This is a genomic window from Actinomycetota bacterium (assembly GCA_040881665.1).
GTDB lineage: Bacteria > Actinomycetota > UBA4738 > UBA4738 > HRBIN12 > JBBDWR01.
Genome location: JBBECT010000005.1, coordinates 397,327 through 422,062, shown reverse-complemented (window position 1 = coordinate 422,062; position 24,736 = coordinate 397,327). Strand labels below are relative to the sequence as shown.

General features: G+C 68.3%; 29 protein-coding genes and 2 tRNA genes. 20 read left to right on the top strand and 11 right to left on the bottom strand.

Annotated features, from left to right (window positions below; translation table 11 throughout):
* The first annotated feature begins 342 nt into the window (after positions 1-342).
* On the top strand, positions 343-1,266 hold the full coding sequence (locus tag WEF05_07790; protein ID MEX1101783.1) for a branched-chain amino acid transaminase: 924 nt from the start codon (positions 343-345) through the stop codon (positions 1,264-1,266).
* Here the strand turns inward: WEF05_07790 and WEF05_07785 are convergent.
* Positions 1,250-1,903: a TMEM175 family protein gene (locus WEF05_07785; GenBank protein ID MEX1101782.1), complete on the bottom strand. Its 654-nt coding sequence runs from the start codon at positions 1,901-1,903 to the stop codon at positions 1,250-1,252. The two genes, WEF05_07790 and WEF05_07785, sit on opposite strands and share 17 nt — an antisense overlap.
* Positions 1,904-1,989: 86 nt before the next feature.
* Here WEF05_07785 and WEF05_07780 point away from each other — a divergent pair, with 86 nt between their 5' ends.
* Positions 1,990-2,748: a fumarylacetoacetate hydrolase family protein gene (locus WEF05_07780; protein MEX1101781.1), complete on the top strand. Its 759-nt coding sequence runs from the start codon at positions 1,990-1,992 to the stop codon at positions 2,746-2,748.
* A gap of 11 nt (positions 2,749-2,759) precedes the next feature.
* Positions 2,760-4,217 carry a glutamate--tRNA ligase gene (gene gltX / locus WEF05_07775; protein MEX1101780.1) on the top strand — a complete coding sequence of 486 codons (1,458 nt, stop codon included), beginning with the start codon at positions 2,760-2,762 and terminating at the stop codon, positions 4,215-4,217.
* A gap of 44 nt (positions 4,218-4,261) precedes the next feature.
* Here the strand turns inward: gltX and WEF05_07770 are convergent.
* Positions 4,262-4,334, bottom strand: a tRNA-Glu gene (locus WEF05_07770).
* A 91-nt stretch (positions 4,335-4,425) separates the two neighbouring features.
* Entirely contained in the window at positions 4,426-5,943 is a 1,518-nt protein-coding gene (locus tag WEF05_07765; GenBank protein ID MEX1101779.1) for an NADP-dependent isocitrate dehydrogenase, read from the bottom strand.
* 54 nt (positions 5,944-5,997) lie between these two features.
* Between WEF05_07765 and WEF05_07760 the strand changes: the two genes are divergently transcribed.
* Positions 5,998-7,497 (top strand): alkaline phosphatase family protein, encoded by a 1,500-nt coding sequence (locus WEF05_07760; protein MEX1101778.1) that lies wholly within the window; start codon positions 5,998-6,000, stop codon positions 7,495-7,497.
* Here WEF05_07760 and WEF05_07755 read toward each other — a convergent pair.
* Complete coding sequence (locus WEF05_07755) at positions 7,494-8,492, bottom strand: hypothetical protein (GenBank protein MEX1101777.1); 999 nt, start codon at positions 8,490-8,492, stop codon at positions 7,494-7,496. The two genes, WEF05_07760 and WEF05_07755, sit on opposite strands and share 4 nt — an antisense overlap.
* Positions 8,493-8,550: 58 nt before the next feature.
* Positions 8,551-8,626, bottom strand: a tRNA-Gln gene (locus tag WEF05_07750).
* Between the two features lie 169 nt (positions 8,627-8,795).
* Between WEF05_07750 and WEF05_07745 the strand changes: the two genes are divergently transcribed.
* The gene (locus WEF05_07745; GenBank protein MEX1101776.1) at positions 8,796-9,110 is read left to right on the top strand and encodes an HU family DNA-binding protein; all 315 of its coding nucleotides are present in this window, start codon (positions 8,796-8,798) and stop codon (positions 9,108-9,110) included.
* An 18-nt stretch (positions 9,111-9,128) separates the two neighbouring features.
* Here the strand turns inward: WEF05_07745 and WEF05_07740 are convergent, their stop codons facing one another.
* Both WEF05_07740 and cofC read right to left on the bottom strand, forming a co-directional pair.
* Entirely contained in the window at positions 9,129-9,353 is a 225-nt protein-coding gene (locus WEF05_07740) for a hypothetical protein (protein MEX1101775.1), read from the bottom strand.
* A gap of 39 nt (positions 9,354-9,392) precedes the next feature.
* Positions 9,393-10,061, bottom strand: a complete 669-nt coding sequence (gene cofC, locus WEF05_07735; GenBank protein MEX1101774.1) for a 2-phospho-L-lactate guanylyltransferase — start codon at positions 10,059-10,061, stop codon at positions 9,393-9,395.
* Between the two features lie 151 nt (positions 10,062-10,212).
* Here cofC and WEF05_07730 point away from each other — a divergent pair, with 151 nt between their 5' ends.
* The 3 genes from WEF05_07730 to WEF05_07720 all read left to right on the top strand — a co-directional run bounded on the left by WEF05_07730 (position 10,213) and on the right by WEF05_07720 (position 12,734).
* Positions 10,213-10,842, top strand: a complete 630-nt coding sequence (locus WEF05_07730; protein MEX1101773.1) for a biotin transporter BioY — start codon at positions 10,213-10,215, stop codon at positions 10,840-10,842.
* Between the two features lie 31 nt (positions 10,843-10,873).
* Positions 10,874-11,539 (top strand): lysophospholipid acyltransferase family protein, encoded by a 666-nt coding sequence (locus WEF05_07725; protein MEX1101772.1) that lies wholly within the window; start codon positions 10,874-10,876, stop codon positions 11,537-11,539.
* A gap of 61 nt (positions 11,540-11,600) precedes the next feature.
* Complete coding sequence (locus tag WEF05_07720; GenBank protein ID MEX1101771.1) at positions 11,601-12,734, top strand: D-alanine--D-alanine ligase family protein; 1,134 nt, start codon at positions 11,601-11,603, stop codon at positions 12,732-12,734.
* A gap of 13 nt (positions 12,735-12,747) precedes the next feature.
* On the opposite strand, the gene WEF05_07715 is transcribed toward WEF05_07720, so the two are convergent.
* Positions 12,748-12,981: an Lrp/AsnC ligand binding domain-containing protein gene (locus tag WEF05_07715; protein MEX1101770.1), complete on the bottom strand. Its 234-nt coding sequence runs from the start codon at positions 12,979-12,981 to the stop codon at positions 12,748-12,750.
* Between the two features lie 132 nt (positions 12,982-13,113).
* Here WEF05_07715 and WEF05_07710 point away from each other — a divergent pair, with 132 nt between their 5' ends.
* Complete coding sequence (locus tag WEF05_07710; GenBank protein ID MEX1101769.1) at positions 13,114-13,755, top strand: phosphoribosyltransferase family protein; 642 nt, start codon at positions 13,114-13,116, stop codon at positions 13,753-13,755.
* A complete protein-coding gene (locus WEF05_07705) occupies positions 13,752-14,063 on the top strand; it encodes a hypothetical protein (protein ID MEX1101768.1) in 312 nt (103 codons plus the stop codon). Before WEF05_07710 ends, WEF05_07705 begins: the two co-directional genes overlap by 4 nt.
* Here WEF05_07705 and WEF05_07700 read toward each other — a convergent pair.
* The gene (locus WEF05_07700; GenBank protein MEX1101767.1) at positions 14,060-15,598 is read right to left on the bottom strand and encodes a phosphoenolpyruvate carboxykinase; all 1,539 of its coding nucleotides are present in this window, start codon (positions 15,596-15,598) and stop codon (positions 14,060-14,062) included. The two genes, WEF05_07705 and WEF05_07700, sit on opposite strands and share 4 nt — an antisense overlap.
* Before the next feature lie 137 nt (positions 15,599-15,735).
* On the opposite strand from WEF05_07700, the gene thiL reads away from it, so the two are divergent.
* Positions 15,736-16,698, top strand: a complete 963-nt coding sequence (gene thiL, locus WEF05_07695) for a thiamine-phosphate kinase (GenBank protein ID MEX1101766.1) — start codon at positions 15,736-15,738, stop codon at positions 16,696-16,698.
* On the top strand, positions 16,685-17,491 hold the full coding sequence (gene thiD / locus WEF05_07690) for a bifunctional hydroxymethylpyrimidine kinase/phosphomethylpyrimidine kinase (protein ID MEX1101765.1): 807 nt from the start codon (positions 16,685-16,687) through the stop codon (positions 17,489-17,491). The genes thiL and thiD overlap by 14 nt, the downstream gene beginning before the upstream one ends.
* A gap of 9 nt (positions 17,492-17,500) precedes the next feature.
* Here thiD and rpmB read toward each other — a convergent pair whose 3' ends face one another.
* Entirely contained in the window at positions 17,501-17,692 is a 192-nt protein-coding gene (gene rpmB, locus WEF05_07685) for a 50S ribosomal protein L28 (GenBank protein MEX1101764.1), read from the bottom strand.
* 52 nt (positions 17,693-17,744) lie between these two features.
* Positions 17,745-18,311 carry a TlpA disulfide reductase family protein gene (locus tag WEF05_07680; GenBank protein ID MEX1101763.1) on the bottom strand — a complete coding sequence of 189 codons (567 nt, stop codon included), beginning with the start codon at positions 18,309-18,311 and terminating at the stop codon, positions 17,745-17,747.
* A 59-nt stretch (positions 18,312-18,370) separates the two neighbouring features.
* Between WEF05_07680 and recG the strand changes: the two genes are divergently transcribed.
* From recG to mutM, 8 genes are read left to right on the top strand one after another with little or no spacing between them, the layout of a single operon-like run.
* Positions 18,371-20,566: an ATP-dependent DNA helicase RecG gene (gene recG, locus WEF05_07675; GenBank protein MEX1101762.1), complete on the top strand. Its 2,196-nt coding sequence runs from the start codon at positions 18,371-18,373 to the stop codon at positions 20,564-20,566.
* A gap of 49 nt (positions 20,567-20,615) precedes the next feature.
* On the top strand, positions 20,616-21,227 hold the full coding sequence (locus WEF05_07670; GenBank protein ID MEX1101761.1) for an RsmD family RNA methyltransferase: 612 nt from the start codon (positions 20,616-20,618) through the stop codon (positions 21,225-21,227).
* A gap of 3 nt (positions 21,228-21,230) precedes the next feature.
* Positions 21,231-21,728, top strand: coding sequence for a pantetheine-phosphate adenylyltransferase (gene coaD, locus WEF05_07665; protein MEX1101760.1), 498 nt, complete (start codon positions 21,231-21,233; stop codon positions 21,726-21,728).
* A gap of 2 nt (positions 21,729-21,730) precedes the next feature.
* Positions 21,731-22,345: a hypothetical protein gene (locus tag WEF05_07660; protein ID MEX1101759.1), complete on the top strand. Its 615-nt coding sequence runs from the start codon at positions 21,731-21,733 to the stop codon at positions 22,343-22,345.
* On the top strand, positions 22,342-22,845 hold the full coding sequence (locus WEF05_07655) for a YceD family protein (protein MEX1101758.1): 504 nt from the start codon (positions 22,342-22,344) through the stop codon (positions 22,843-22,845). The genes WEF05_07660 and WEF05_07655 overlap by 4 nt, the downstream gene beginning before the upstream one ends.
* A 27-nt stretch (positions 22,846-22,872) precedes the next feature.
* A complete protein-coding gene (gene rpmF / locus WEF05_07650; GenBank protein ID MEX1101757.1) occupies positions 22,873-23,049 on the top strand; it encodes a 50S ribosomal protein L32 in 177 nt (58 codons plus the stop codon).
* A gap of 10 nt (positions 23,050-23,059) precedes the next feature.
* On the top strand, positions 23,060-23,830 hold the full coding sequence (gene rnc / locus WEF05_07645; GenBank protein MEX1101756.1) for a ribonuclease III: 771 nt from the start codon (positions 23,060-23,062) through the stop codon (positions 23,828-23,830).
* Complete coding sequence (gene mutM / locus WEF05_07640) at positions 23,831-24,673, top strand: bifunctional DNA-formamidopyrimidine glycosylase/DNA-(apurinic or apyrimidinic site) lyase (protein MEX1101755.1); 843 nt, start codon at positions 23,831-23,833, stop codon at positions 24,671-24,673.
* Positions 24,674-24,736: the final 63 nt, after the last annotated feature.

Below are 24,736 nucleotides of genomic sequence, written 5' to 3'. Positions count from 1 at the left end.
GTTGCGGGGAAAGGCGCTCAGCGGTTCCTCTGGGTCGTCGTGAGCGTGCTGGTCGGACTCCTCGTCACCGGATGCGTGACGCGTTCCGCATGGTTCGTCGGAGTCTTCACTCTCGCGGTGTTGGGAGCGGGCGCGTGCATCGCGTACGCCACATCGAGACGAATCTCGTGGACACTCTGGGCCGGGGCGGGGCCGTTGATCCTCGTGGCTTGGTTCCTCTTCGGGCTGGTGGTTCTCCTCGATCGGAGTTAGACACAGTTCTGCCTGGTCAGCGTTCGGTATCCTTGTCGGCACGCCGACGCCGGACGGAGCGGCGGACACATCTGGGAGAGGGAGACCGCGGTGCCGATCACGCCCGTCGAGAAGATCTGGATGGATGGGGAGCTGCTGGACTGGGACAAGGCCCAGATCCACGTACTGTCCCACGCCCTCCACTACGGCAGCGGCGTCTTCGAGGGTATCCGGGTCTACGAGACCTCCCAGGGCCCGGCCGTCTTCCGCGTGAACGACCACCTGAAGCGGCTCTTCCGGTCGGCGCACCTGTATCACATGGAGATCCCGTACTCGATCCAGGCGCTGACCGATGCGATCTTCGACACGGTCAAGGCCAACGGCCTGTCGACCTGCTACGTCCGGCCGATCGTGTACCGAGGGTACGGCGAGATGGGTGTGAACCCGCTGCAGGCGCCGCTGAACGTGTGCGTGGCGACGTGGCCCTGGGGCGCCTACCTCGGCGAGCACGCGCTCGAGCACGGCGTCAGGGTGAAGATCTCCTCGTGGAAGCGCAACGATCAGAATTCGCTGCCGACCTCGGCGAAGGCGACGGGGCAGTACATCAACAGCGTGCTCGCCAAGCTGGAGTCGATCCATGCCGGCTACGACGAGGCGATCATGCTGAACCAACACGGGTTCGTGACCGATGGGTCCGGCGAGAACATCTTCGTCGTGCGCGATCGCGTGATCACGACCCCCCCGATCTCCGCGGGGTGCCTCGACGGCATCACGCGCGAGTCGGTGATGACGATCGCCCGCGATCTGGGCTACGACGTCCGTGAGGACAACCTCGTGCGCACCGATCTGTACCACGCCGATGAGGTGTTCTTCACGGGGACGGCGGCCGAGGTCACCCCGATCCGTGAGGTCGACGACCGGAAGGTCGGCGAGGGTTCACGGGGACCCGTGACGAAAGAGCTTCAGGGGACGTTCTTCGCGGCGTCCAAGGGCGAGCTCGAGCAGTATCGCTCCTGGCTCACGCCGATCGACTGAGCGTCGCTCGGCGTTCCTTCCATCGTCCCGTCGCCGGGCCGATCAGCACGAGCGCGATCCACGAGTACCGAGCCCCGATCGGTGACCACAGGTAGGCCAGCGGGACCGACGCGAGGAACACGATCGCCGGAAGCACGCTGTCGATCACGTCTGCCCGATGGTACGAAGGTGACGGCGGGTGCGCGAACAAACCCCGCCGGTATGCGGTGACCGACAGCAGCGTGTCGAGCATCGACACGATCGCGATGTTCAGCGCATACACGGCGACGGGAAGTGGCTCGTTGGCGATCGTCGGGTCGCCGACCACCTCCGTGGAGAACGGCAGGATCACGATCGACGCGATCATGGCGAGCTCGACGACGATCAGACGGCCGTCGAGCGCGTCGAGCTGTGCGACGAACCGGTGATTGCCGTACCAGTAGGCCCCGATCACGATGAAGCTGATCACGAAGGCAACCGCCTGGGAGCCGACGGCGTCGTTCAGGTTGGCCAGACTGCTCCACACCCTCGTCTCGGTCCCCACGTCGAGCGTGGTCACGAGCAGCGTCAGCGCGAGCGCGAACGTCGCATCGAAGAACGAGAGGGCCCGGTCGAACTCGGACCCACCGCGTTCGTCACGAGACGGCCGGGCCGGCATGGGCCGCAGGATACCGCCGCCCACCCGTCCGGCCGTGCAGGCAGAGGCAGTGGGCTCGTCCCCGCGTGCGGTAGCCTGCCCGCCGTATGCGACTGGTGCGCTTCCGCTTCGGTGATCGGATCGCCCACGGTGTGGCCGACCCGGGCGGCACGGTGCGTGTGCTCGAAGGAACGTTCTTCGAGAGCCCGGTCCCGACGGGGGAGGAGGTCGCACTCGACGACGTTCGACTGCTCGCTCCGGTGTTGCCCTCGAAGGTGGTGTGCGTGGGGAAGAACTACGAGGACCACGTCGCGGAGTTCGGCGGTGCGGTTCCCGAGGAGCCAGTGTTGTTCCTCAAACCGACGACCGCCGTGAGCGGTCCCGGTGATCCGATCCCGTTGCTTCCCTTCTCCCGCCGGGTGGACTACGAGGGCGAGCTCGCGGTGGTGATCGGGGCACTCGCGCGCTCGGTGCCCGCCGAGGAGGCCGGCAAGGTGATCCTCGGCTACACCTGCGGCAACGACGTGACCCTGCGCGACATCCAAGGCAAGGACCAGCAGTGGACGCGCGCGAAGGGCTTCGACGGATCGTGCCCGCTCGGCCCGTGGGTCGAGACCGAGCTCGACCCGATCGATGTCCGGGTGGAGACCCGGGTCAACGGCGACACCCGACAGTCGGCCACCACGGCGCTGATGGTTTTCGGTGTCGCCGAGCTGATCGAGTTCATCACCGGCTTCATGACCCTGCTCCCCGGGGACGTGCTGATGACCGGAACGCCCGAGGGCGTGGGCCGCCTCGCAGCCGGCGACCGCGTCGAGGTGGAGATCGACGGGATCGGCACCCTCGCCAACCCCGTCGCCGGATGAGAGATGCCGGCATGAGCAGCGCGACCGGCGCCGCGGTCCGTTGCCGGTTCGCCCCGGCCCCCAGTGGTTCGATCCATGTCGGGAACGCGCGTACCGCGCTGTTCAGCTGGCTCACCGCCCGGCACCACGGTGGCATCTTCGTCCTGCGGGTCGAGGACACCGATGCCAGCCGGGTCACCGAGGAGGCCGTTCACGGCGTGCTGGAGTCGCTGCGCTGGCTGGGGCTGGATCACGACGAGGGTCCCGAGACGGGCGGACCGCACGGCCCCTACCGGCAATCGGAACGGGCCGACATCTACCGCGACCACCTCGATCGGCTCGCGGGATCGGGCGACGCCTACCGATGTTACTGCACCCCCGACGAGCTGGAGGAACGCCGCAAGGCCGCACTCGCGCGGGGGGAGATCCCGGGGTACGACGGCCGGTGCCGAACGCTCACCGACGAGCAGCGCGCGGCGTTCGAGGCCGAGGGGCGCTCGTACGCGATGCGTTTCGCGATGCCCGAGCGCGAGTTCGTGGTCGAGGATCTGGTGAAGGGCGAGGTGCGGTTCGCGCCGGGGGCACTGCGCGACTTCGTCCTGGTCCGCTCCGACGGATCGCCCACCTACCTGTTGGCCGCCGGCGTCGACGACCTGCTGATGGAGATCACGCACGTGATCCGTGGAGAGGACCTTCTCGCCTCCACGCCCCGCCAACAGGCGCTGATGCGAGCGCTCGGCGCAACCGACGAGCAGGTGCCGACCTACGCGCATCTCCCCCTGATCGTCGGATCGGATCGGCAGCCACTGTCGAAGCGCCACGGCTCGACCTCGGTCGAGGCGTTCCGTGAGCGCGGGTTCCTCCCGGAGGCGCTCGTGAACTATCTCGCCCTACTCGGCTGGGGGTTCGACGGTGAGACGACATTCTTCTCTCTCCCTGAACTGATCGAGCGGTTCGAGCTGCGTCGCGTCTCGCACAACCCGGCGGCCTTCGATACCGAGAAGCTGGAGTGGATGAACAACCACTACGTCCAGCAGCTCGGCGACGACGAGCTCGCGGCACGCGTGTTGCCGTTCCTGACCGAGACGGGCCTCCTGGTCGACGACCTCCAGGAACTCCGCGCGGCGATGCCGCTGGTTCGGGAACGGATGAAGACGCTCACCGAGGCGCCGGTGCTGCTCCGGTTCCTGTTCACCGACGATATCGAGCCGGACGAGAAGGCCACGAAGCTGATCGAGAAGGCCGGTTCCACGCACCTCGAGCTGGCGGCCGAACTCCTCGGGCGCGTCGAGCCCTGGTCGGTCGAGGGCGTGGCGGCCGCGCTCGACGAACTGACACAGCGCGCCGGACTGTCTCGCACCAAGGCGTGGCAGCCGATCCGCGCCGCGATCTCCGGGAGCACCGTTTCCCCGCCGCTCGACGGCTCGATCCACCTCCTGGGCAGGTCGCGCACGGTCGCGCGCCTGTTGGCTGCAGCCGAAAGTACGTAGAAGGCCCCGGACGGATCGGTCCGGAACCTTCCCGCGTTGCGGGGTAGTCCCAACGGGATTTGAACCCGTGTCTCCACCTTGAGAGGGTGATGTCCTAGGCCTCTAGACGATGGGACCGCGTCCTCCGGGAGTGATCTGGCAAGGGCCGCCCGGGGGCATCCCATGATAGCGAACGGGTCGCGGGCCTCCTCCGCCGGCCGCGGGGGCGTCAGTTCTCGCCCTGGTCCCGCGTGAATCCAAGCTCGTCGTCGAACTCCTGGAGCTTCTCGATGTGCATCCACCGATGCCGGCTCGAGATCCTCACGAGCAGGTCGTGGACGTCCCCGTCGGGGAGGTCACCCGGCTCCTCCTTGATGATGAACCGGCATCGCCAGTGGTCGAGCTCGTCGGTGATCGCTCCCGTCGGGGGGAACACCTTCGTTCCGCGGCTGGAGATCATCTTCAGCGACAGCCGGGTGTCGGCCGTCAGCTCCATCAGGCTGGCGCCGAGCTCCGCGCTCGACAGGGGAGACTCCACGAAGACGTCCATGCCGACGACGGCCCGCTCGGTGGGCTTGACGTAGTCGGGATCGGGTCGAAGATGCGGCAGGGCGATCGGCTTGTAGTCGCGTACCTGCCAGGTCGCCGACCGCTGTCCGAGGTTGGCGATGATCGCGTCGGTGTAGGCCGATGTCGGGGTGGCTCCCTCGTCCCCGACCACGTCGCGTGTCAGGGTGCCCGACTCCATCGTGACGAACACGGCGTGCTCGATCGCGGCAGCGGCGTCGAACTCGCCGAGGTGGCGAAGCAGCAACACCGAGGTCAGGATCACCGCGGTCGGGTTGATGACGTCCTTCCCCGCGTACTTCGGGGCCGACCCGTGCACGGCCTCGAAGATCGCGACCTCGTTCCCGATGTTGGCACTCGGCGCGAATCCGAGGCCGCCGACGAGCGCGCTCGTGAGATCGGAGAGGATGTCCCCGTTCATGTTCGTCGTGACGATCACGTCGAACTGCTCCGGTCGCTTGACGAGCTGGTGTGCGCAGTTGTCGACGATGATGTGATTCGCGTCGATCTCGGGGTACTCGGGCGCGACCTCCTCGAACACCCGCTTCAGGGTCCCCTCGGTGAGCTTCATGATGTTCGCCTTCGTGGCGCAGTGGACGGTCCGGCGTCCTTCCGCCCGGGCCAGCTCGAAGGCGAACCGGACGATCTTCTCGCAGCCCTTCACGCTGATCAGCTTCAGGCACTGCGCGACCCCGGGTGTCTGCATATGCTCGATCCCCGCGTAGAGATCTTCGACGTTCTCCCGAACGACGACGAGATCGATGCCGCGGCCGGAGTAGGGCGTGGTGACCCCCGGCATCTCGCGGACCGGCCGGACGTTGGCGTAGGTCTCGAAGAGCTTGCGCAGCGTCACGTTCGCGCTCTTCTCCCCGTAGCCGACGGGCGTTTCGAGCGGACCCTTCAGCGCGACGCGGGTGCGGGTCAACGAGGCCATCGTCTCGGGAGGCACACCCGACGGGAGTCCCTGCTTGAACACCTCTGCCCCGGCCTGCTGCTCCTCCCACGCGACGCGTGCACCGGTGGCTTCGACGATGCGTTGCGCGCTCCGGACGACCTCCGGGCCGATCCCGTCTCCGGGGATCACCGTGACGATCCGCCGACCCTGGGGGTCTTGTATGCCTTCCTGCACCACGGTTCCCTCCGCTGGGTCGATCGGGATCTCTCGCTGTTGCGGCGTCATCCTAGCGGCAGGGTCCGGTTCCGAACGGCGAGGGTTCGGTTAGCATCGTGCGCCATGCGTCGTGGGCTGTTGATCGCCGGCCTCACCCTTGTGGTCGCCGCTCTCGTCGCGGCGGCCTGCACGTCGGCGTCGTCTCCCGATCGTGAGGTCGCGGCTCCCTCGTCACCCGCGGAGGGCTCCTCGCCCATCGAGACGCCGTCCGGCCCGACGGGTCTGGACACGATCGAGCACCTGATCTTCGTCGTGCAGGAGAATCGGTCGTTCGATCACTACTTCGGAACGTTCCCGGGCGCGGACGGTCTGGTGAAACCGAACGGGGACTTCAAGGCGAGTGTCTGCCAGCCCGACCCGGTGCTCGGCGGCACCTCGTGCCCCTACCACGATCGCTCGATCGTGGATCTGGGTGGCCCCCACTCCAAGCCCGACTCGGACCAGAGCGTGAACGGCGGGAGGATGGACGGGTTCATCGAGTCTGTCGTGGACTCGCCGAACCCCTGCGCGAGCGATCGGTTCGTGTCCGGATGCGACGACCTTACGGGACCGGGCGGGGAGCCCGACGTGATGGGCTATCACACCGCCAAGGAGATCCCGAACTACTGGGCGTACGCGAAGAACTTCCTGTTGCAGGATCGGATGTTCGCGCCGGCCGACTCCTGGACCCACCCGGCGCACCTGTTTCTGTTCTCGGCGTGGGCGGCTCGGTGCGACGACCCGCGGGACCCGATGAGTTGCACCTCGGATCTGATCCAGACCGACGTCCTGAAGCGGCTCCGCCGGGGCGTCGCGAGACCGACCTACGCCTGGACCGACATCACCTACCTGCTCGACGAGAACGACGTGAGCTGGGCGCACTACGCCGGGGAGGAAGTCTGCGAGGACCCGCCCTGTCCGGGCAAGTTCGGGCCTCCTCCGGCGCAGAACGTCCTCCCGGGCTTCACGACGGTGATCCAGAACGACAGCCTGGACAAGATCCAGGATCACGGGGCGTACTACCAGGCGGCCGCCGAGGGAGAGCTTCCGTCCGTCACGTGGGTCACGCCGGGGCGAGGAGGCATCAGTGAACATCCGGGCACCGGTGAACCGATGTCGCTCGGGATGGAGCACGTGACGAACGTCGTGAACGCCGCGATGGAGGGTCCCGACTGGGAGTCGACCGCGATCTTCGTGACCTGGGACGACTGGGGAGGGTTCTACGACCACGTGCGGCCGCCGCGCGTCGACCTGAACGGTTACGGGATCCGCGTGCCGGCCTTCGTGATCAGTCCCTGGGTGCGGGCCGGTGCGATCGACCATCAGATCCACTCGTTCGACTCGTACCTGAAGTTGATCGAGGATCGGTTCCTGGACTCCGAGCGGCTCGATCCCGAGACGCTCTCGCGACCGGACTCGCGCCCCACCGTGCGCGAGGAGGTCAAGATCCTCGGAGACCTCCGGAAGATCTTCGACTTCTCCCAGGAGCCGCTCGATCCACTGATCCTCGACCCCTTGCCGCTCGGTCCGCATCAGCGGTCCGTACCCGTCCCTCCCGAGTACATGGAGGAGTGGGAGGCCTAGGCCTCCGGAGGGCACTCGGCCGCGCCCGAGTCGGCGTCGACGATGCAGTCCGAGGTGTCGACGGCCTCGAACGCCCCCGCGGGCACCTGCTTCAATTGGTCGAGCAGCCCGTTCGTCCATCGCTTGTCGCGCGTGCCGGTGAAATACCAGTCCGACCCGTTGTCGGCGACGATCATCCCGTAGGCCTGCATCGCTCGGAGCACGATCTGCGCCCGTTCGCCGAAACCGGAGATGTCGTAGTCCGCGTCGAGACGGAATCGGGCCCCCATCGGAGGCGCGTCCGGGTCGTCGACGCCCGCCTCATGTCGCGCCGGCCACACGTAGCCGTCGGTCGTCACCTCGGCGGTCATCCGGATCGCGTGATCGATCTCACCGGCCTCCACCTCGTCGTATCGCACGAGCCCGGGCAGGATCGGCAAACCGGCGGCGTCGGCCGAGGTCCATCCGTCGGGTCGTAGGGCATTGGATCCGAGCCGGAAGATCGCGCCGCTGCCCGCCGTGACCTTCTTCCCACGCCATCGCACGCGGTAGAGCTCGTAGAGCACGCAACGTTCGCGATCGACCATGAGCGCGTGCCGGTCGCTTCCCGCTTCGATCGGTGTTCCCTTCGTGATCGGGTAGCGCTTGCGGTCGCTCTCGCTCGCATAGGTGAATCGCACCGCGCGCCGGGGCGTGTCTCGGTCCACGACCCGATACGGGATCCCGTAGTCGGGTGGGCCGAAGTCGGGGTGCAGATCCGTCTCGTTTGCATGCATCGAATCGAGCCAGGTCTCGCTCGAGTCGTGGACGGGGAGGTCGTCGACCTCGGTGTTCCAGATGTTGTCGTGGGGCAGCAGCGCGCAGGGGGTGCCGGGCACGGGTCGCGCCGCCCGTGGTGGGCCGCTGCCGGCCGGTGCAGCGGGAACCCCGATCCCCGCGATCACCACCAGCGTGGTGACGACGACGATGATGTGGCGGGGGAGCGTGGCGGGCCCGGGGGGGAGGATGGGCTGCATCCTTCGGGTATCGGCTCGTTCCCGTGCCCGCCTTCAGTCGGGGTTCCGGGGAGGTGGCTGGCTGGGCGGGGAGGACTCGAACCTCCAACCTCTTGATCCAGAATCAAGCGTTCTGCCAGTTGAACTACCGCCCATCGCGTCGCTGGGAGAGCGCACGGAAGCGTAGCAAGCCACACGCCCCCGCGGCCCCAGCCCGGGACCGAGCCGATCCGCGTTTGACCGTAGCGGCGAGCAACCGTTACGGTGCAACGGCGCACCGGAACCGGCGTGCACGAGGCCCGACCGACACCGAGGAGGGCGGCCGTGAACAAGAGCGGACTGATCGCCGAAGTAGCCAAGCGCACGGGCGCCAGCAAGGCCGATGTCTCGCGCATGCTCGAGGCGTCGATGGACACGATCCGGGAAACGGTCTCGAAGGGTAGCCGCGTGTCGCTGTCCGGCTTCGGAACCTTCGAGCGTAAGCACCGGAACCAGAGGGTCGCTCGGAACCCCCGGAAGCCGGACGTTCCGATCGTGGTCCCGTCCCGCGATCTGCCCTCGTTCAATCCGGGCAAGGACTTCCGCGAGGCCGTTTCGAGCAAGGCCCGGCGTTCGCCGGCGAAGAAGCGGAAGCGCTGAGGCGCTCCGCCCTCCGCGTCAGTCGGTGGGCGTGTCCTCGAACGTGACGATGTTGAGCCCGCGCGCGACGGGCGCACCGTCCCGCTCGCCGAGTTCGAACCGCACCCGCTGTCCGAGCCGCAGCGTTCGCAGGTCGGCGCCCTGGGTGGAGACCGGATCGATCGCGATCTCGGTGCCGTCGTCGAGCAGCAGAGAGCCGGAGCCCGTCTCCTCGTCGTAGTCCTTCACGGTTCCCTGGGACATCGCGTCTCGCTCCTTGATCGTTCGCCCGTTGGTGTCTGCTCAGGTTCGCACCTGCAGGCGCGATCCCAGATCGAGCTCCTGGCACACCGCGAGCGTACGTCCGGAGCGGCCGGTCTCGAGCAGGGTGAGGATATCGTCCGGGACGTCGAGGTCGAAACTCAGGTCCGGTTCATCGACCGATGCCACGGGCAGACCCTTGCGCTCGGCCTCGACCCGATGCTTCGCGTAGGAGTCCGAACCGAATCGTGGGCGGATCGCCCGCGGCGGCCGGCGGAGCAAGAGGTTCGTCCCGGGCCCCTCTCCACCGCCGGACCTCGCCGGCGGGGACGACGGGGCCAGCACGACCGGACCGAGGGTCGCCAACGCGCGCCCGAGGGCGTCGGCGGTCACGAGCGGGGTGTCGCCGAGCACCACCGCGAGCGCGTTGGCGTCCCGTTCGGTCGCATCGTCGTCGACTTGCCGGATCGCCCGCAGCAGGGTCTCGCCGTCGTCGCGAACCGGTCGGACGCCCCGACGGGCCGCGATCTCGAGGACGGCTTCGTCCGGCGAGACGACCCAGGTGTCCCACGCGGAGAGCTGCAAGCTCGCATCGAGGACGTCCTCGAGCATCGCGAGCGTCAGCGCCGCGCGTTCGAGCGGCGCCAGGACGGGTGCGAGCCGGCTCTTGGACCGGGGCAAGGACGCCACGGGGACGGTGAGGATCCGCACGGAGCCAGCGTAGCGGAGGGACCAGTCGCGGGGAGGTGGGCCATCTCGGGGGGCTCACCGGTGGCGGACGCGGTAGACTGCCGCCGCCGCGGCGGCGTCGAACGCGCGTCACGGTCCACGGGATGACGCTCATATCGGGAGGATCGCCACTGTGACCACGCTCGCGCTCGCCGCAGCTCCACCGAAGGTTCGCGCCAACGGGCTCGCCTACCAGCTCTCCCTCGCGGTGATCGGTTCCGTGCTCCTCGCCGGCCTCGCCCAGCTGCAGATCCAGCTCCCGTTCACACCCGTGCCGATCACGGGACAGACTCTGGGCGTCCTGCTGATCGGGGCGTCGCTCGGCGCGGCTTTCGGGTCCCTCTCGATCGGGCTCTACCTGCTGTACGCGGTGCTCGGGTTCCACGTGCTCGCACCGGACGCCGAGGGCGCCTACGCCACCGGGTGGGAGATCTTCACCCTCGCGCAGGCGACCGGCGGCTACCTGATCGGGTTCCTCCTCGCGGGAGCTCTCGTCGGGTGGCTCTCGCGGCGCGGGTGGGATCGCTCCGCGAGTTCGGCGATCGGCGCGATGTTCCTGGGATCGGTCATGATCTACCTGGTGGGCGTTCCGTGGTTGCTCGCATCGGTGCGCGCGGGCGGCTTCCCCTACACCCTCAACGATGCGCTCACCGACGGGCTGTATCCGTTCGTGATCGGGGACACGATCAAACTCCTCATCGCGGCGGGACTGCTTCCCCTCGCCTGGAAGCTCGCGCGTCGCAACGACGAACCGACGGCCTAGCATCGAAGGAGCGCAGGAACAGGAGCCGACCGTGGAGTACGCCTACCACCTCGCGAAGGGCACGGTCGTTCCCCCGTTGCAGCTGTGGTTCAACTGGCGGTTCGAGGGCCTGGACGAGATCCCGGCCGACGGCCCGGTGCTGGCCGCCTGCAACCACGTGTCCTACCTCGATGCGTTCGCGCACGGGTACGCTGTGGTCAAGCGGGGCAGGCGCCCGCGCTTCCTGGCCAAGAGCGAGCTGTTCGACGTGCCGGTGGTCGGTCGGCTGCTGAGCAACGCGAAGATGGTCCCCGTCCGACGGGGGACCGGGGATCCGGCGGTCCTGCGACGTGCCGAGGACTCGCTGCGCCAAGGGGAATGCGTGCTGATCTACCCGGAGGGCACCGTGACGCGGCAACCGGATTTCCTGCCGATGCACGGCAAGACCGGGGTCGTGCGCCTCGCACTCGCGACCGGAGTGCCGATCACGCCGATCGCGACCTGGGGCGGACAGCACGTCTGGCAGAAGAACGGAAGAGGGAGCCTGAAGTTCGGGCGTCCGATCTGGGTGAAGGCGGGTCCGCCCATCGACCTGTCCGCCGAGAGGGATCGGCTCGACGACCAGTCGCGGGTGCGTGCCCTCACCGACGACGTCATGGCCGATCTCACCCGCCTGGTCGGGGACGTCCGCTCGCGGTATCCCGCTCGGTGGTCCTAGCGCCTCCCGAGCGAGACCTGCGGGGTAGGCTGTGGCGTCCGGCGAGAGGGGCACGGTGGTGATGAAGCGGCGGGTCGTGGTGCTGTTCGGAGGACGCTCCGCCGAGCACGAGATCTCGTGCATCTCCGCACGCTCGGTGATCGATGCCCTCGACCCCGAGCGCTACGAGGTCGTGCCGGTGGGCATCAGCAAACGAGGCACGTGGCACCTGCTGTCCGGACCACCGGCGCTCGACGCCGGCTCGGGAACGCTGCCGGCCGTCGTTCCGACCGACGGCGACGACGTTGCACTCGCGCAGGAACCCGGTGCCTGCGCGCTCGTCGATGCGGGCGGCGTGCCGACCGAGATCGACGTCGTGTTCCCGGTGCTGCACGGTCCCTACGGCGAAGACGGGGCCACCCAGGGGATGCTCGAGCTCGCGGGAGTGCCGTACGTGGGCGCCGGCGTGCTCGCATCGGCCATCGGGATGGACAAGGCCGTCCAGAAGGTGGTCTTCGAAGCCGCCGGATTGCCGATCGTCGCCTGGGAGCCGGTGCGCGAGGCCGAGTGGGCCGAGGACCCGGATGCGATCCGGGCGCGGGCGCAGTCGCTCGGCTATCCACTGTTCTCCAAGCCCGCGACCCTGGGCTCCTCGGTGGGGGTGCGGAAGGTGAACGATCCACCGGAACTTCGCAGCGCGCTCGAGGAGGCGTTCCGCTACGCCCGCAAGGCGGTCCTCGAACGGTCTGTCGAGGGCGCCCGCGAGATCGAGTGTTCGGTGCTCGGCAACGACGATCCCGTCGCGTCCGTGGCCGGCGAGATCGTGCCGATCGGACACGAGTTCTACGACTACGCGGCGAAGTACCTCGACGCCGAAGGAGCCCGTCTCACGATCCCGGCGGAGGTGCCCGCCGAGACGCTCGAAGAGGTGCAGCGCGTAGCCGTGGCGGCGTTCCGCGCGATCGACGCAGCGGGGATGGCGCGCGTGGACTTCTTCCTGACCGTCGACGGAACGCTTCTGCTGAACGAGATCAACACGATCCCAGGGTTCACCTCGATCTCGATGTACCCGAAGCTCTGGGAAGCCTCGGGCTTGTCCTACCCGGAGCTGATCGATCGTTTGATCGAGCTCGCGATCGAGCGGCACGATCTCGAACGCAAGAAGGGGACGGCTGCCGGCGAGCTGGGCGACGCCGGACGCGGAACGCGCGGCTGATCCGCGCCCGCGCTCAGAGGTGGACCACCGGGCAGGTCAGTGTTCGGGTGATGCCGTCGACGCCCTGGATCTTCGCCACGACGAGCTTGCCGAGCTCGTCGACGTTCTGGGCCTCCGCGCGGACGATCACGTCGTAGGGGCCGGTGACGTCCTCAGCCTCGGTGACGCCACCGATGTCGCGAACCTCGTCGGCCACCTGCGCCGCCTTGCCGACCTCGGTCTGGATCAACACGTACGCGTGAACCATCGGTGATCCCTCCTCGCTGATCGAGGCCGATCCGGGTCGATCGGAGCCTCCGGGGGCAGCATGCTATCCGCGTTCGACGCTGCGGAGCAAGACGCCCGAGGCGCCGACCTCGGGGGCGGGATACTGACCCACATGAGGTTCGTCGATCGCACCGGAGCCGGGGAGGCGCTCGCCGAAGCACTCTCGGGGCGCGTCGAGGGTGATGATCCGGTCGTGTTGGGGATCCCGCGTGGTGGCGTCGTGGTGGCGGCCGCCGTCGCGCGGGCGCTGGAGCTGCCGCTGGACGTGGTGGTTCCCCGCAAGCTCGGGGCTCCCCACAACCCGGAGCTCGGGATCGGTGCGATCGCACCCGGGGTGCGTGTCCTCGATGTGCGCATGGTCCGTGCGCTCGGGGTGAGCCGCGCGTACATCGAGGAGGAGGTCGCGCGCCAGGAGGCGGAGATCGCGCGACGCATGCAGACCTATCGCGTCGGGCGTCCGCCACTCGAACTCGAGGGGCGACTGGTCCATATCGTGGACGACGGTGTCGCGACGGGAGGGACGGCGATCGCCGCGGTACGGTGGGCGAAGGCCCGCAACGCGCAACGGGTCGCGCTGGCCGTGCCCGTCGCCCCGCCGCAGACCCTCGCCGCGTTATCCCGCGAGGCGGACGAGGTCGTCGCGCTCGAGGCCCCGAGTGGGTTCGGATCGGTCGGGGAATGGTACGAACGGTTCGATCAGACGAGCGACGAGGAGGTCATCGGGTTGCTGGCCGGCGGCGGGACGGTCGGATGACCCGGTTCGAGGCCGGACTCGCGGTCCTGTTCGCACTCGGCGGGATCCGTTCCCTCGTGTACTGGGCCCGCAGGCCGTTCGACAGTACGGACGTCACCGACCAGCTGTTGTACGCCCTGTTCCGTACCGCGCGTATCGGGCTGTGGTTCGCGTTCGCGGGACTGTTCCTGATCTACGCCACGAGCGAGGAATCCTCACTGGGGCGCCAGGCGGATCGGTTCCGCTGGTACCTGCTCATCCTGCTCGGGCTGTCGGCGCTCCAGTTCGTCGCGGGGCAGCTGCTTGGTCGCCGGACGCCGAGCGATTAGCCGGCGGCCGAGACGATGTCGCCGGACAGCTGCGGGAACTGCTCGAGGTGCGCCCGTCGTTCGGCCTTGAGTCGGGCCACGGTTCCGTCGTACTCACCTGTGCGACCCTGCTTGTCGTACAGACGCTTGGGCTGGAGCAGCTCGGGATCGTCGAAGTCCGGGACCGACTCGGCGACCTGGTAGCCGAAGTCCGGATCGTCGGTCCAGGCGATCGTCCCCTCGGCGATGCCTTTCACACAGGCGGACGTGTGCGGGATCTTCACCTTCTTCGATCGGTCGTCGTCCTCCTTGCCGCCGACGCGTCCCGTGTTCAGCAGGAACACCTCGATCGGGTGGGAGTCGAGGAGCTCCAGGATCCGATTGCCCTGGAACCCGTGTGGCAGCGGGAAGAACGGATTCGTGCCGGGAACCCGGAGGAACTTGCCCGCTTCGGACGCACCTCCCGCCGAGGTGCCCGTCGTCTCTCCGAGCATGAAGTACGCCGCGGCCTGTGCCTGCGTCAGCTTGGCGACCGAGGGGATGATGTTCTCGTTCCGGTTCAGGATCAGCAGGTAGTCGACCGTGCCGATCCCCTCTGCCCGGCGGTAGCGCGCGAGGTCGCTCATCTCGAAGACGGCACGGCCGTTCTGGGTGTAGTTCTCGTTGAAGAAATCGACCGTGCCGTTCTCGTCCTGGTACACGTTCTCGAGGTAAGCGTTCGGTTTCACGACCGCGTTGTAGATGTTCGGTTCGAAATCGGGATCGAGGCTGAAGGTCTTGGCGAAGCAGCCGTTCTCGCTGCCGTAGACGCCGCCTCCAGGCATCAGCGCCACGAAGTCGTCCTGGACCGGCAGGGAGTCGTTCTGTGTGGTGAACGTCGTGGTCGTCTTGCCCGTGCCCGACAGGCCGATGATCAACATGACCTTCTCGCCCCTGTCGGTCGGGATCACCTTGAGGCCGGCGTGCAACGACAACCCGCCTCGGTTGAAGACGATGTTGTTCCACATCCGCAGACCACCCTTCTTCGACTCCCCGAAGTAGTCGGAGTTGAAGACGCGGGTGACGTTGGCCTCGAGGTCGACGGCGATCATGCGGTCGTCGGGATAGCCAGGCATCGGCAGGTTCGGCGTGTAGATCACGTGCACCTCGGGGTCGCCGCCCTCGCGAGGGAAATACAGCTTCTGCTGCATGCCGGCGATGTTCGCGTTCGCCTTCTCGATCGTGAGGCGAGCGGCCGTTCGGAACTCCGGGTCGTCGCCGATGTACCCGTCGATCTGGATCAGATCACGGGAGGTCAGGTGCTCATCCTGCAGAGCGGCGAGGCGCTCGTACTCCGACCGGGGGATACTCTTGCCGCTCGTGGTCGAGGGGTCTTCGGTCACGACGTGGGTGCTGGCGGCGCTGCGGGACAGCACCCGGGTCTGCACGTTGACGTTGTCGTACTCGGTGATGCGGCACTGCGGCATCTCCTCGGTTAACTTCCGCAGCTCGTCGGGGGACGGGTTGTCGTAGAGCGTCCCGGTGGTCATCTCCAGCGCCAATGGAGTCTCCTTCACGCGTGACGGATAGGCCTGCTCCTGGGGAACGAGGTCTAGAGTCTACCCGAACGGTCGTCGGGCACCCTCGCCACGCTGGGGGAACGCGGCGGGTCACCGTTGGACGGACCGGACAAACGTGACCGGAGGGAGTGCCGGTGGATCGCAGCGAGGACGAACTGCTGGCGGCGATCGCGCGCGTCCTCTCGGGAGCCGGTCCGGAGGTGATCGTCGGTGTCGGAGACGACGCGGCCGTCCTGGCACCGCCTGCGGGGGAACAGGTCCTGACCACCGACGCGCTCGTGGAGGGGACGCACTTCGAGTTGGGACGCACCTCCGCCCACGACCTCGGTGCGAAGGCGATCGCGGTGAACGTCTCGGACGTGGCGGCGATGGGTGCGAGCCCCCGTGCCGCACTCTGCGCGCTGACCCTGTCGGATGCCGTCGACGCCGCGTGGGTGATGGAGCTGTTCGGCGGGATGCGCGAAGCGTGTGACGAGTACGCGCTCTGGCTCGTCGGAGGGAACCTTGCCCGCGGCACCGACGTCTCGATCGTGGTGACCGTGACCGGTGAGGTCGCTCCGGGCCGGGCCGTGCTGCGCTCGGGCGCGCGCGTCGGGGATCGGCTCGTCGTGACGGGCACGCTCGGAGCCTCGGCGGCGGGTCTGCGGATCGCGCGAACGGTCCGCGCTCCTGACCCGGAACAGCTCGAGCTGGTCCGTGTTCATCTGCGACCGACCGCACGGCTGGGGGAGGGGGCGCTGCTCGCCCGCCACGGCGCGACCGCGATGCTCGACGTTTCCGACGGCCTCGGCCTCGACCTGGGGCGGTTGTGTGCCGCGAGCGGGGTCGGTGCCCGGATCGATACACGCTCCGTCCCCGTCGCCGACGGCGCGACGCGGGCGGAAGCGTTCGCCGGCGGGGAGGACTACGAGCTGCTCGCGACGATGCCCTCCGACGAGGCGATCGACGCCGCGAATCGCGATCTCCAGCAGGGGTTCGGGGTGGCGCTCACGCGGATCGGCGTCATCATCGAGGAGGGGCTCATCGCCGTCGACGACGACGGCGTGCCGCGCCCCCTCGAGGCGGAAGGGTGGGACCATTTCGATGCAGGCAGGTGACGGTCTGCCGCGTGCACTGACGATCGCGGGTTCGGATCCCGGGGGCGGAGCCGGCATCCAGGCCGATCTGAAGACGTTCTCGGCGCTCGGCGTGTACGGGATGACCGCGATCACCGCCGTCACGGTGCAGAACACGAAGGGTGTCTCGGGGTTCGACGAGGTATCGCCGGACACGGTGGGGGCGCAGATCCGCGCGGTCGCGACCGATATCGGCGTCGATGCCGCCAAGACGGGGATGCTGGCGTCGGCGTCGATCGTGGCCGCGGTCGTCGATGCCGTCCGCGAGACTCGGCTGCCGAACCTGGTGGTCGATCCGGTGTTCGTGAGCAAGCACGGTCACACGCTGCTCGCCGACGACGCGGTCGACGCGATCCGTTCGGACCTGTTCCCGCTCGCGACCCTCGTCACCCCGAACCTCGATGAGGCGTCGGGGCTGCTCGGTGAGCCCGTCCGCTCCCGCGGCGAGATGCGGCGGGCCGCGATCGCGCTGCTCGCGACGGGTCCGGACGCGGTCCTGATCAAGGGCGGTCACCTCGAGGGAGGGATGGCGGCCGATCTGTTCCTGGACCCGACGCGGGAGGAATGGCTCGAGGTCGAGCGGATCGACACACCCCACACTCACGGCACGGGGTGCACGCTGTCGGCGTCGATCGCGGCGTCGCTCGCACGAGGCGACGACCTGCTGGATGCGGTTTGGGCGGGGAAGGCCTTCGTGACCGGGGCGATCCGGCACGCTCTCGTGCTCGGTGACGGGATCGGGCCGGTCGATCCGCTGTGGGATCTCGACCGTTGAGCCGGAGGGTCAGCCGGCCCGCTGGACCTTGCCGGCCTTGAGGCAGCTCACGCAGACGTTGAGCCGCTTCGGCGAGCCGTCGACCAACGCCCGGACCCGCTGGATGTTCGGATCCCAGCGTCGATTGCTCCGACGATGGGAGTGGGAAACCTTCTTGCCGAAGAACGGCTTCTTCTGACAGATCTCGCAGACGGCGGCCATGACGCGGGCAAGGGTAACAGACGCCCCTGCCTATTCCCTGCGTCGATGCAGGTCAGGGCGCGGACGCGAGGATCAGCTCGATCCCGTCGCGGAGCTCGTCGGGCCCGATCGCGCCCTGCCGCTGGTGCACGAGCTCGCCGGAGCTGTCGTAGAACAGGGTGATCGGTTGTCCGAGGAATCCGAGGCTGTCGCGGACGTCGCCGTTCGGGTTCGACACGCTCGGGTAGGTCCATCCCGCCCGCTCGATGAACGCGGCCGCCGAGGTGCGCTCGTCGAGGATGTCGACGCCGAGGAATTGGACCCGGTCGCCGTACCGTTCCCCCGCCGCCCGCAGGTCCGGCGCTTCGTCCTTGCAGGGACCGCACCAGGAGCCCCAGAAGTTGACGACGACGGGTGTTCCCTCGAGTTGTTCGAGGAGCTGCTGGTAGCCGGCCGGATCGAGCTCGGGAAGCGCGTCGACCGTCGTCGGCAGCAGGGGGGCTGTCGTCGCGTTCCGCGCGGGTGCGCCGGCAGACGGTGCTCCGGGGAGCGTCGGTTCGCCATCCCCGGTGCAGGCGGCCAGAAGCATGAGAACGCCCCAGATCGTTCCGGTCAGCACGATCGCGCGCGGTCGTGGCATGGGGTCATGGTAGAACCGGACCGGACGGACGCCCGGTGCCCCGACGATCGCATGACCTCGTGACCCTCACCCCCTCCTCGCCGACAACCGCGATCGATGTCCGGATCGCGGGCCGGCGCACGGGGGGCCGCAGCAAGGGTCCTCCCGCCTCTGACGTCCTGCGCGAGAGCCTCGGGATCGACACGGTGGGCGCCCTGCTCCACCACTACCCACGGACCTACATCGATCGTTCGCAGGTCGGATCGATCCGGGACTGCACCGAGGGGGAGCGGGCGACCGTCATCGCACGGGTCAAGAACGTGCGTGCGCGCAAGCTCGATCGCAGACGCACGATGGTGACCGTCACCCTGGGCGACGGGAGCGGTTCCCTCGACGTCTCGTTCTTCAACCAGCCGTGGGTCGCGAAGCGCTACCCGGTGGGGACCGAGGTCGCCGCGTGGGGAACGGTGGCGCGCTTCGGACGCACGCTGCAACTGCAGAACCACGAGATCGAGGTGCTGCGAGGGAGCGACGACACCGTGCACACCGGCCGGATCACGCCGCTGCATCCGGCGACCGACGGCATCTCGCCAAGGACGATTCGCGAACTGGTGTTCCGGGCGCTCGAGCAGCTCCCCGAGCTGGACGATCCGATCCCCTCCGACATCGTCGAAGCGGAGTCGCTCTCCTCCTATGACCGGGCGATCCGCGACATCCACTTCCCCGGATCGCAGGAGGAGCTCGCGCGCGCGCAGGCACGTCTGAAGTTCGACGAGCTGTTCGTCCTCGAGCTCGGCGTCGCCTTCCGGAAGCATCGCGTGGAGACCGAGACGGCCGGCGTCGAGCACGAGACCGGCGGACCGCTGGCATCGGCGATGCTCGGCGTGTTGCCGTACACGCTCACCGGATCGCAGGCCGCCGCGATCGACGATGTCACGCGGGCGATGGCGCGTCCGCGTCCGATGAACCTGTTGTTGCAGGGTGACGTGGGATCGGGCAAGACGGTCGTCGCGCTCGCTGCTGCCCTGATCGCGATCGACGCCGGGCACCAAGCGGCGGTGATGGCCCCGACGGAGGTCCTCGCCGGCCAGCACCTCCGATCGATGGGGGCGTTGCTCGAGGCCCTCGGCGCCGTGGCGTTCCTCGACGCGCCCGTGCCGCGAGGCGATGCCGCGCAGGCGTCGCTCCTCGAAGACGACCACCCCCCACAGCCGGGGCTCACCTACGCCTCGCTCACCGGCTCGGTCACGGGTGGGCAGCGAACGCAGGTGCTCGAAGGGATCGCCGACGGATCGATCGACCTCGTGATCGGAACGCACGCGCTCGTGCAAGAGGGCGTTGCGTTCAAAGACCTCTCGCTCGCCGTCGTGGACGAGCAACATCGGTTCGGCGTTCACCAACGGATCGCCCTGAAGGGCAAAGGTGGCGACCCGGACGTGTTGATCATGACCGCGACTCCGATCCCGCGCACGCTCGCGCTCACCTATTACGGTGACCTCGACGTCGTCACGCTTGACGAGCTCCCCGAGGGCAGGCGGGCGATCGAGACTCGTATCGTGCGCAGCGCTTCGCAGCGGCGAGGTGCCGAACGCGTCATCCGCGAGGAGGTCACCGCAGGCCGCCAGGCCTTCGTCGTCTGCGCGGCGATCGACGAAGGGAACCGCACCCAGGTCAAGGCCGCAGAGGCCGAAGCGGATCGCCTCGCGACGACCGTGTTCCCCGACCTGCGCGTCGAACTGCTCCACGGACGGATGCGGCCCGCGGACAAGGATCGGCGCATGGAGGCCTTCCGGTCGGGCGAGGCCGACGTCCTGATCTCGACGACCGTGATCGAGGTGGGGGTCGACGTGCCGAACGCGACGGTGATGCTCGTCGAGAACGCCGAACGGTTCGGCCTCGCCCAGCTGCACCAGCTCCGCGGGCGGATCGGCCGCGGGACGCATCGATCGACCTGCTTCCTCGTCGACGACAGCGATGCCGCCAACCTCGACGCACGCGCGCGTCTCGAAGCGATGGCGGCGACGCAGGACGGCTTCGTCCTCGCCGACGAGGACCTGCGGCTGCGCGGCGAGGGAACCTTGTTCGATGTCCGGCAGTCGGGGATGCCCGACCTCAAGCTGGCACGGCTCGCCGAGGACCTCGACCTGGTGCGGCGCGCCCGCGGCCGCGCGTTCGATCTGATCGCGTCCGACCCCGAACTCTCCGGGCGGCCGGAGCTGCTCGCCGAGCTGCAGCGTCGGTTCGTAGCTTCGATCGACTGGCTCTTCCACAGCTGAGCCGGCCGGCCCGGCGACCGGGTCGCCCGCGCCTCGGTATCGTCGATCCGTGAGGATCGTCGCCGGCTCGGCTCGTGGTCTCCGCCTCGGGAAGGTTCCCGATGGCACGCGTCCGCTCTCCGATCGCGCCCGCGAGGGGTTGTTCTCGAGCCTCGGACGCGACGTGGTCGGAGCGGGGGCCCTGGACCTGTTCGCCGGAACCGGCGCCATGGGCATCGAGGCGCTCTCGCGCGGCGCGGCGTCGGCGACCTTCGTGGAACGATCCCCGGCCGCCGTGGCGGCGATCGAGGGCAACCTCGCGCGGACCCGGCTCGGCGACCGCGCAACGGTGCTGCGGTCCGACGTCGTGCGGTTCCTCCGGTCGGCACCGGCCGCGGCCACGAGCACGACCGTGACGGGCGGGGAGGACGCCACGGGCGTCGTCGGCCCGGAGGTGGGAGAGCTGGTCTTCATGGATCCGCCCTACGACCTGCCCGAAGGGGTGCTCGCCGAGCTGCTCGGGCTGCTCGACGAGGGGTGGTTGGTCGGGCGGGATCGGTGGAAGGTATGCCTGACAAGGCCCCGAAGGAGTTCCACCGGTGTGGTTCCGATAGGATGGGTCGTCGCGCGGCGCCTGGAGTACGGCGACAACCTCATCATCTGTTACCGCCGGGAGGAGTAGATCGTGGGTCCGACCGCCCTGTGCCCGGGGACGTTCGACCCCGTGACCAACGGACATCTCGACATCATCGTCCGGACCGCCCGCCGGTTCGACGGGCTGATCGTGGGGGTGCTGGAGAACCCGGGGAAGGCTCCGGTGTTCTCCGTGGAGGAGCGGGTGGCGATGCTGAAGGAAGCCACGATCGACCTGGCGGCGGTCGAGGTCGCCTCGTTCTCCGGCCTGTTGGTGGACTACGCGCGACACCGCGACGTGGACGTTGTCGTGAAGGGCCTGCGGGCCGTGACCGACTTCGAGTACGAGATCCAGATGGCCCAGATGAACCACCGTTTGACCGGTCTCGAGACGTTGTTCATGACCACGAACCCGAAGTGGTCGTTCCTGTCGTCCTCGCTGGTGAAGGAGGTCGCCCGGTTCGGCGGCGACATCACCGGCCTGGTGCCCGACGTCGTTCGAGACCGCCTGTCCGGCAAGCTCGGCCCGCAACTGCAAAGGAACGCCTGACGATGGACCTCACTTCTCGGATCAATCAGCTCGAGCAGCTCCTTCAAGACGCGAAGTCGATGCCGCTGTCGTCGTCGGTTCTCGTCAACCAGGAGGAGATCCTCGAGGTCGTCGACGAGATGAAGCGTTCCCTGCCCGAAGAGATCAAGCAGGCGCGTTGGGTCGTGAAGGACCGCGAGGAGCTGCTGACCAAGGCGCGCGGCGATGCCGAGCAGATCGTCGAGCAGGCGCGCGCGGAGCAGCTGAAGATGGCGCAGAAGGAAGAGATCGTCGAGCGCGCGAAGCAGGAGGCCGAGCGGATCCTCGACGTCGCCGACGAGGAGGCGCGCACGGTGCGCTCCGAGGCGGAGAACTACGTCGACGGGAAGCTTGCGCAGTTCGAGAATGTGCTGCGCAAGGTCAGCGAGGACCTTTCGGACTCCTCCCAGCAGATCGTCCGGACGATCGAGTCCGTGCAGGCCGGGCGCGACAAGCTGCGTTCGGCTACCGTGGCGGAGCAGGAGTTCGGCACCGATGCGGAGCCGGCGACGATCGATGCCGATCAAGCGACGAGCGACACCGGCCCGCTTCCCGCCCAGGAGATCGATCTCGACCTCGGGGTTCCGGGAGACCGATGATGCGTTCGATCGATGTGCGCGAGCTTCTCGCCCGTCCGGGCTCGTCCACGACGAGCGCCGTTCGCGAGCCGCTCGCCGGTCTGCGCACCGAGCTCGTCGTGCTCGACGACGCCGAGCCGGTCAAAGGCGACCTCCTCCTGGAGAGCATCGTCGAGGGGATCCTCGTGAGCGGACACCTGTCGGCGCCGATGACGTTCCGGTGCGCGCGATGTCTCCGGGAGTTCGCGGCGCCGGTCGCGGTCGAGGTCGAGGAGCTGTTCGTTCCCGATCCCGACCCCGAGGCAGACGACTACCGGCTGGACCCGGAGGGCGAGCTCGATCCCGAACCGATGGTGCGCGACGCCCTCGGTCTGGCGATGCCGTTCGCCCCCTTGTGTCGCACCGACTGCAAGGGTCTGTGCGAGCGGTGCGGCGCGGACCGCAACGCGGGGGAGTGCTCGTGCACCGAGCGGATCGACGCTCGGTGGGCACCTCTCCAGGGGCTGACGTTCGACGACTGACGATGAGCGAGTGAGGAGTACACGACGATGGCCGTCCCCAAGAAGAAGCAGAGCAAGACGCGAAGCCGCAAGCGGGCCGCGCAATGGAAGGCGCAGCCGGCCACCTACGCAGAATGCCCGCAGTGCCACCAGCCCAAGCTCCCTCACAAGGTCTGTGGCAACTGCGGATCTTACGCCGGGCGCCAGGCCGTCGAGGTCGAGTAGCAGGAGCGCCGTGGGCCAGCAAGGGAACCGGACGGATCCCGCTCCACGCGACCGCGCCGCGGACCGTTCCAGCGCAGCCCCCGTCGAGCGGCTCGATGAGGCCCTCGGTGTCCGGTTCCGCGACGTCGCGTTGCGGGAGGCATCGCTTTCGCACCGCTCCTACGCGTTCGAGCGTGGCCTCGACATCACGAACGAGCGCCTCGAGTTCCTCGGCGACGCCGTGCTCGGGCTCGTCGTCACCGATCTCGCCTTCACACGGTTCCGCGACCTGTCCGAGGGACAGCTCGCGAAGCTGCGCGCCGCGATCGTGAACATGCAGTCGCTCGCGGAGGTCGCTCGCGAGCTCGATCTCGGATCGGTCCTGCTGCTCGGTCGCGGCGAGGAGCTGTCCGGTGGCCGCGACAAGGCGAGCATCCTCGCCGACGGACTCGAAGCGGTGCTCGGAGCGGTCTACCTCGACCTCGGTCTCGACGACGCACGCGCCCTGATCGAGCGGTTGTTCTGGCCTCGGATGGAGGCCTACGCGCGCGGCGAGGGAGCGCGCGACTACAAGACGATCCTGCAGGAGCTCGCCTCCCAGGACCTGCGTGAGCTGCCCGACTATCGGCTGAGTGACGTGGGGCCCGACCACGAGAAGGAGTTCACCGCGGTCGTCTTCCTGGCGGGGACGCCGTGGGGGACGGGTCGTGGTCGATCCAAGAAGGAGGCCGAGCAGCAGGCCGCCCGTGAGGCGTTCGAGAAGCTGACCGCCACGCGCAGGGCCATGGACGGGGGGAACTAGGTGGAGCTTCCAGAGGTCGAGGTGATGCGCCGCGATCTGGAGAAGGACGTCGTCGGTCGCCGGATCAAGACCGCGGAGGTACGTCCCTCGAAGAACGCGATGCGGGCGATCCGGCGTCACAGCAAGCGCAAGGACCTCACATCCCGGCTCGAGGGCACGAAGATCCAGAAGGTCGAGCGCAAGGGCAAGTACCTCCTGCTGTTCCTGGATTCGGGCGACGTGCTGGTGGTGCATTTCGGGATGAGCGGGCAGTTCATCCGGAGGAACAAGCGGATGCCCGTAGCGCCGCACACGCACGTCGTGCTGACGTTCACGCAGGGGGGGGATCTTCGATTCATCGATCCGCGGACGTTCGGCGAGATGTTCGTCACCGACGCCGACGAGCTCGACAAGGTCAAGGAACTGCAGCACCTGGCGATCGACCCTCTCGATCAGGTCTTCACGTGGCCGGCCTTCCAGGTGCGACTGGCGGAGAAGGCGGCGAAGATGAAATCGCTGCTGATGGACCAGAAGTTCATCAGCGGGCTCGGCAACATCTATTCCGACGAGGTGCTCTTCACGGCCGGACTCCGCTACGACCGGCTCAGCGACACGATCAGCTCCCAGGAGGTCCGGCGCTTGTACCGCGCGATCCAGGAGACCCTGCAGGAGGCGATCCGGTTCCGCGGCACCACGTTGGAGGACGAGGCTTACGTCGATCTGTTCGGCGAGCCGGGGGAGTACCAGAAGGAGCTCAAGGTGTACGGGCGCAAGGGAGAGCCGTGTCGTCGGTGCCGGACACCGATCCAGACGGTGAGGATTTCGAACCGCACGGCCTACTTCTGCCCGCAGTGCCAGTCCTGACGACGCGGATCCCATCGCTGCGGCACCACCGGAGCCGGGACCGATGGGGGAGACGGGCTCGCT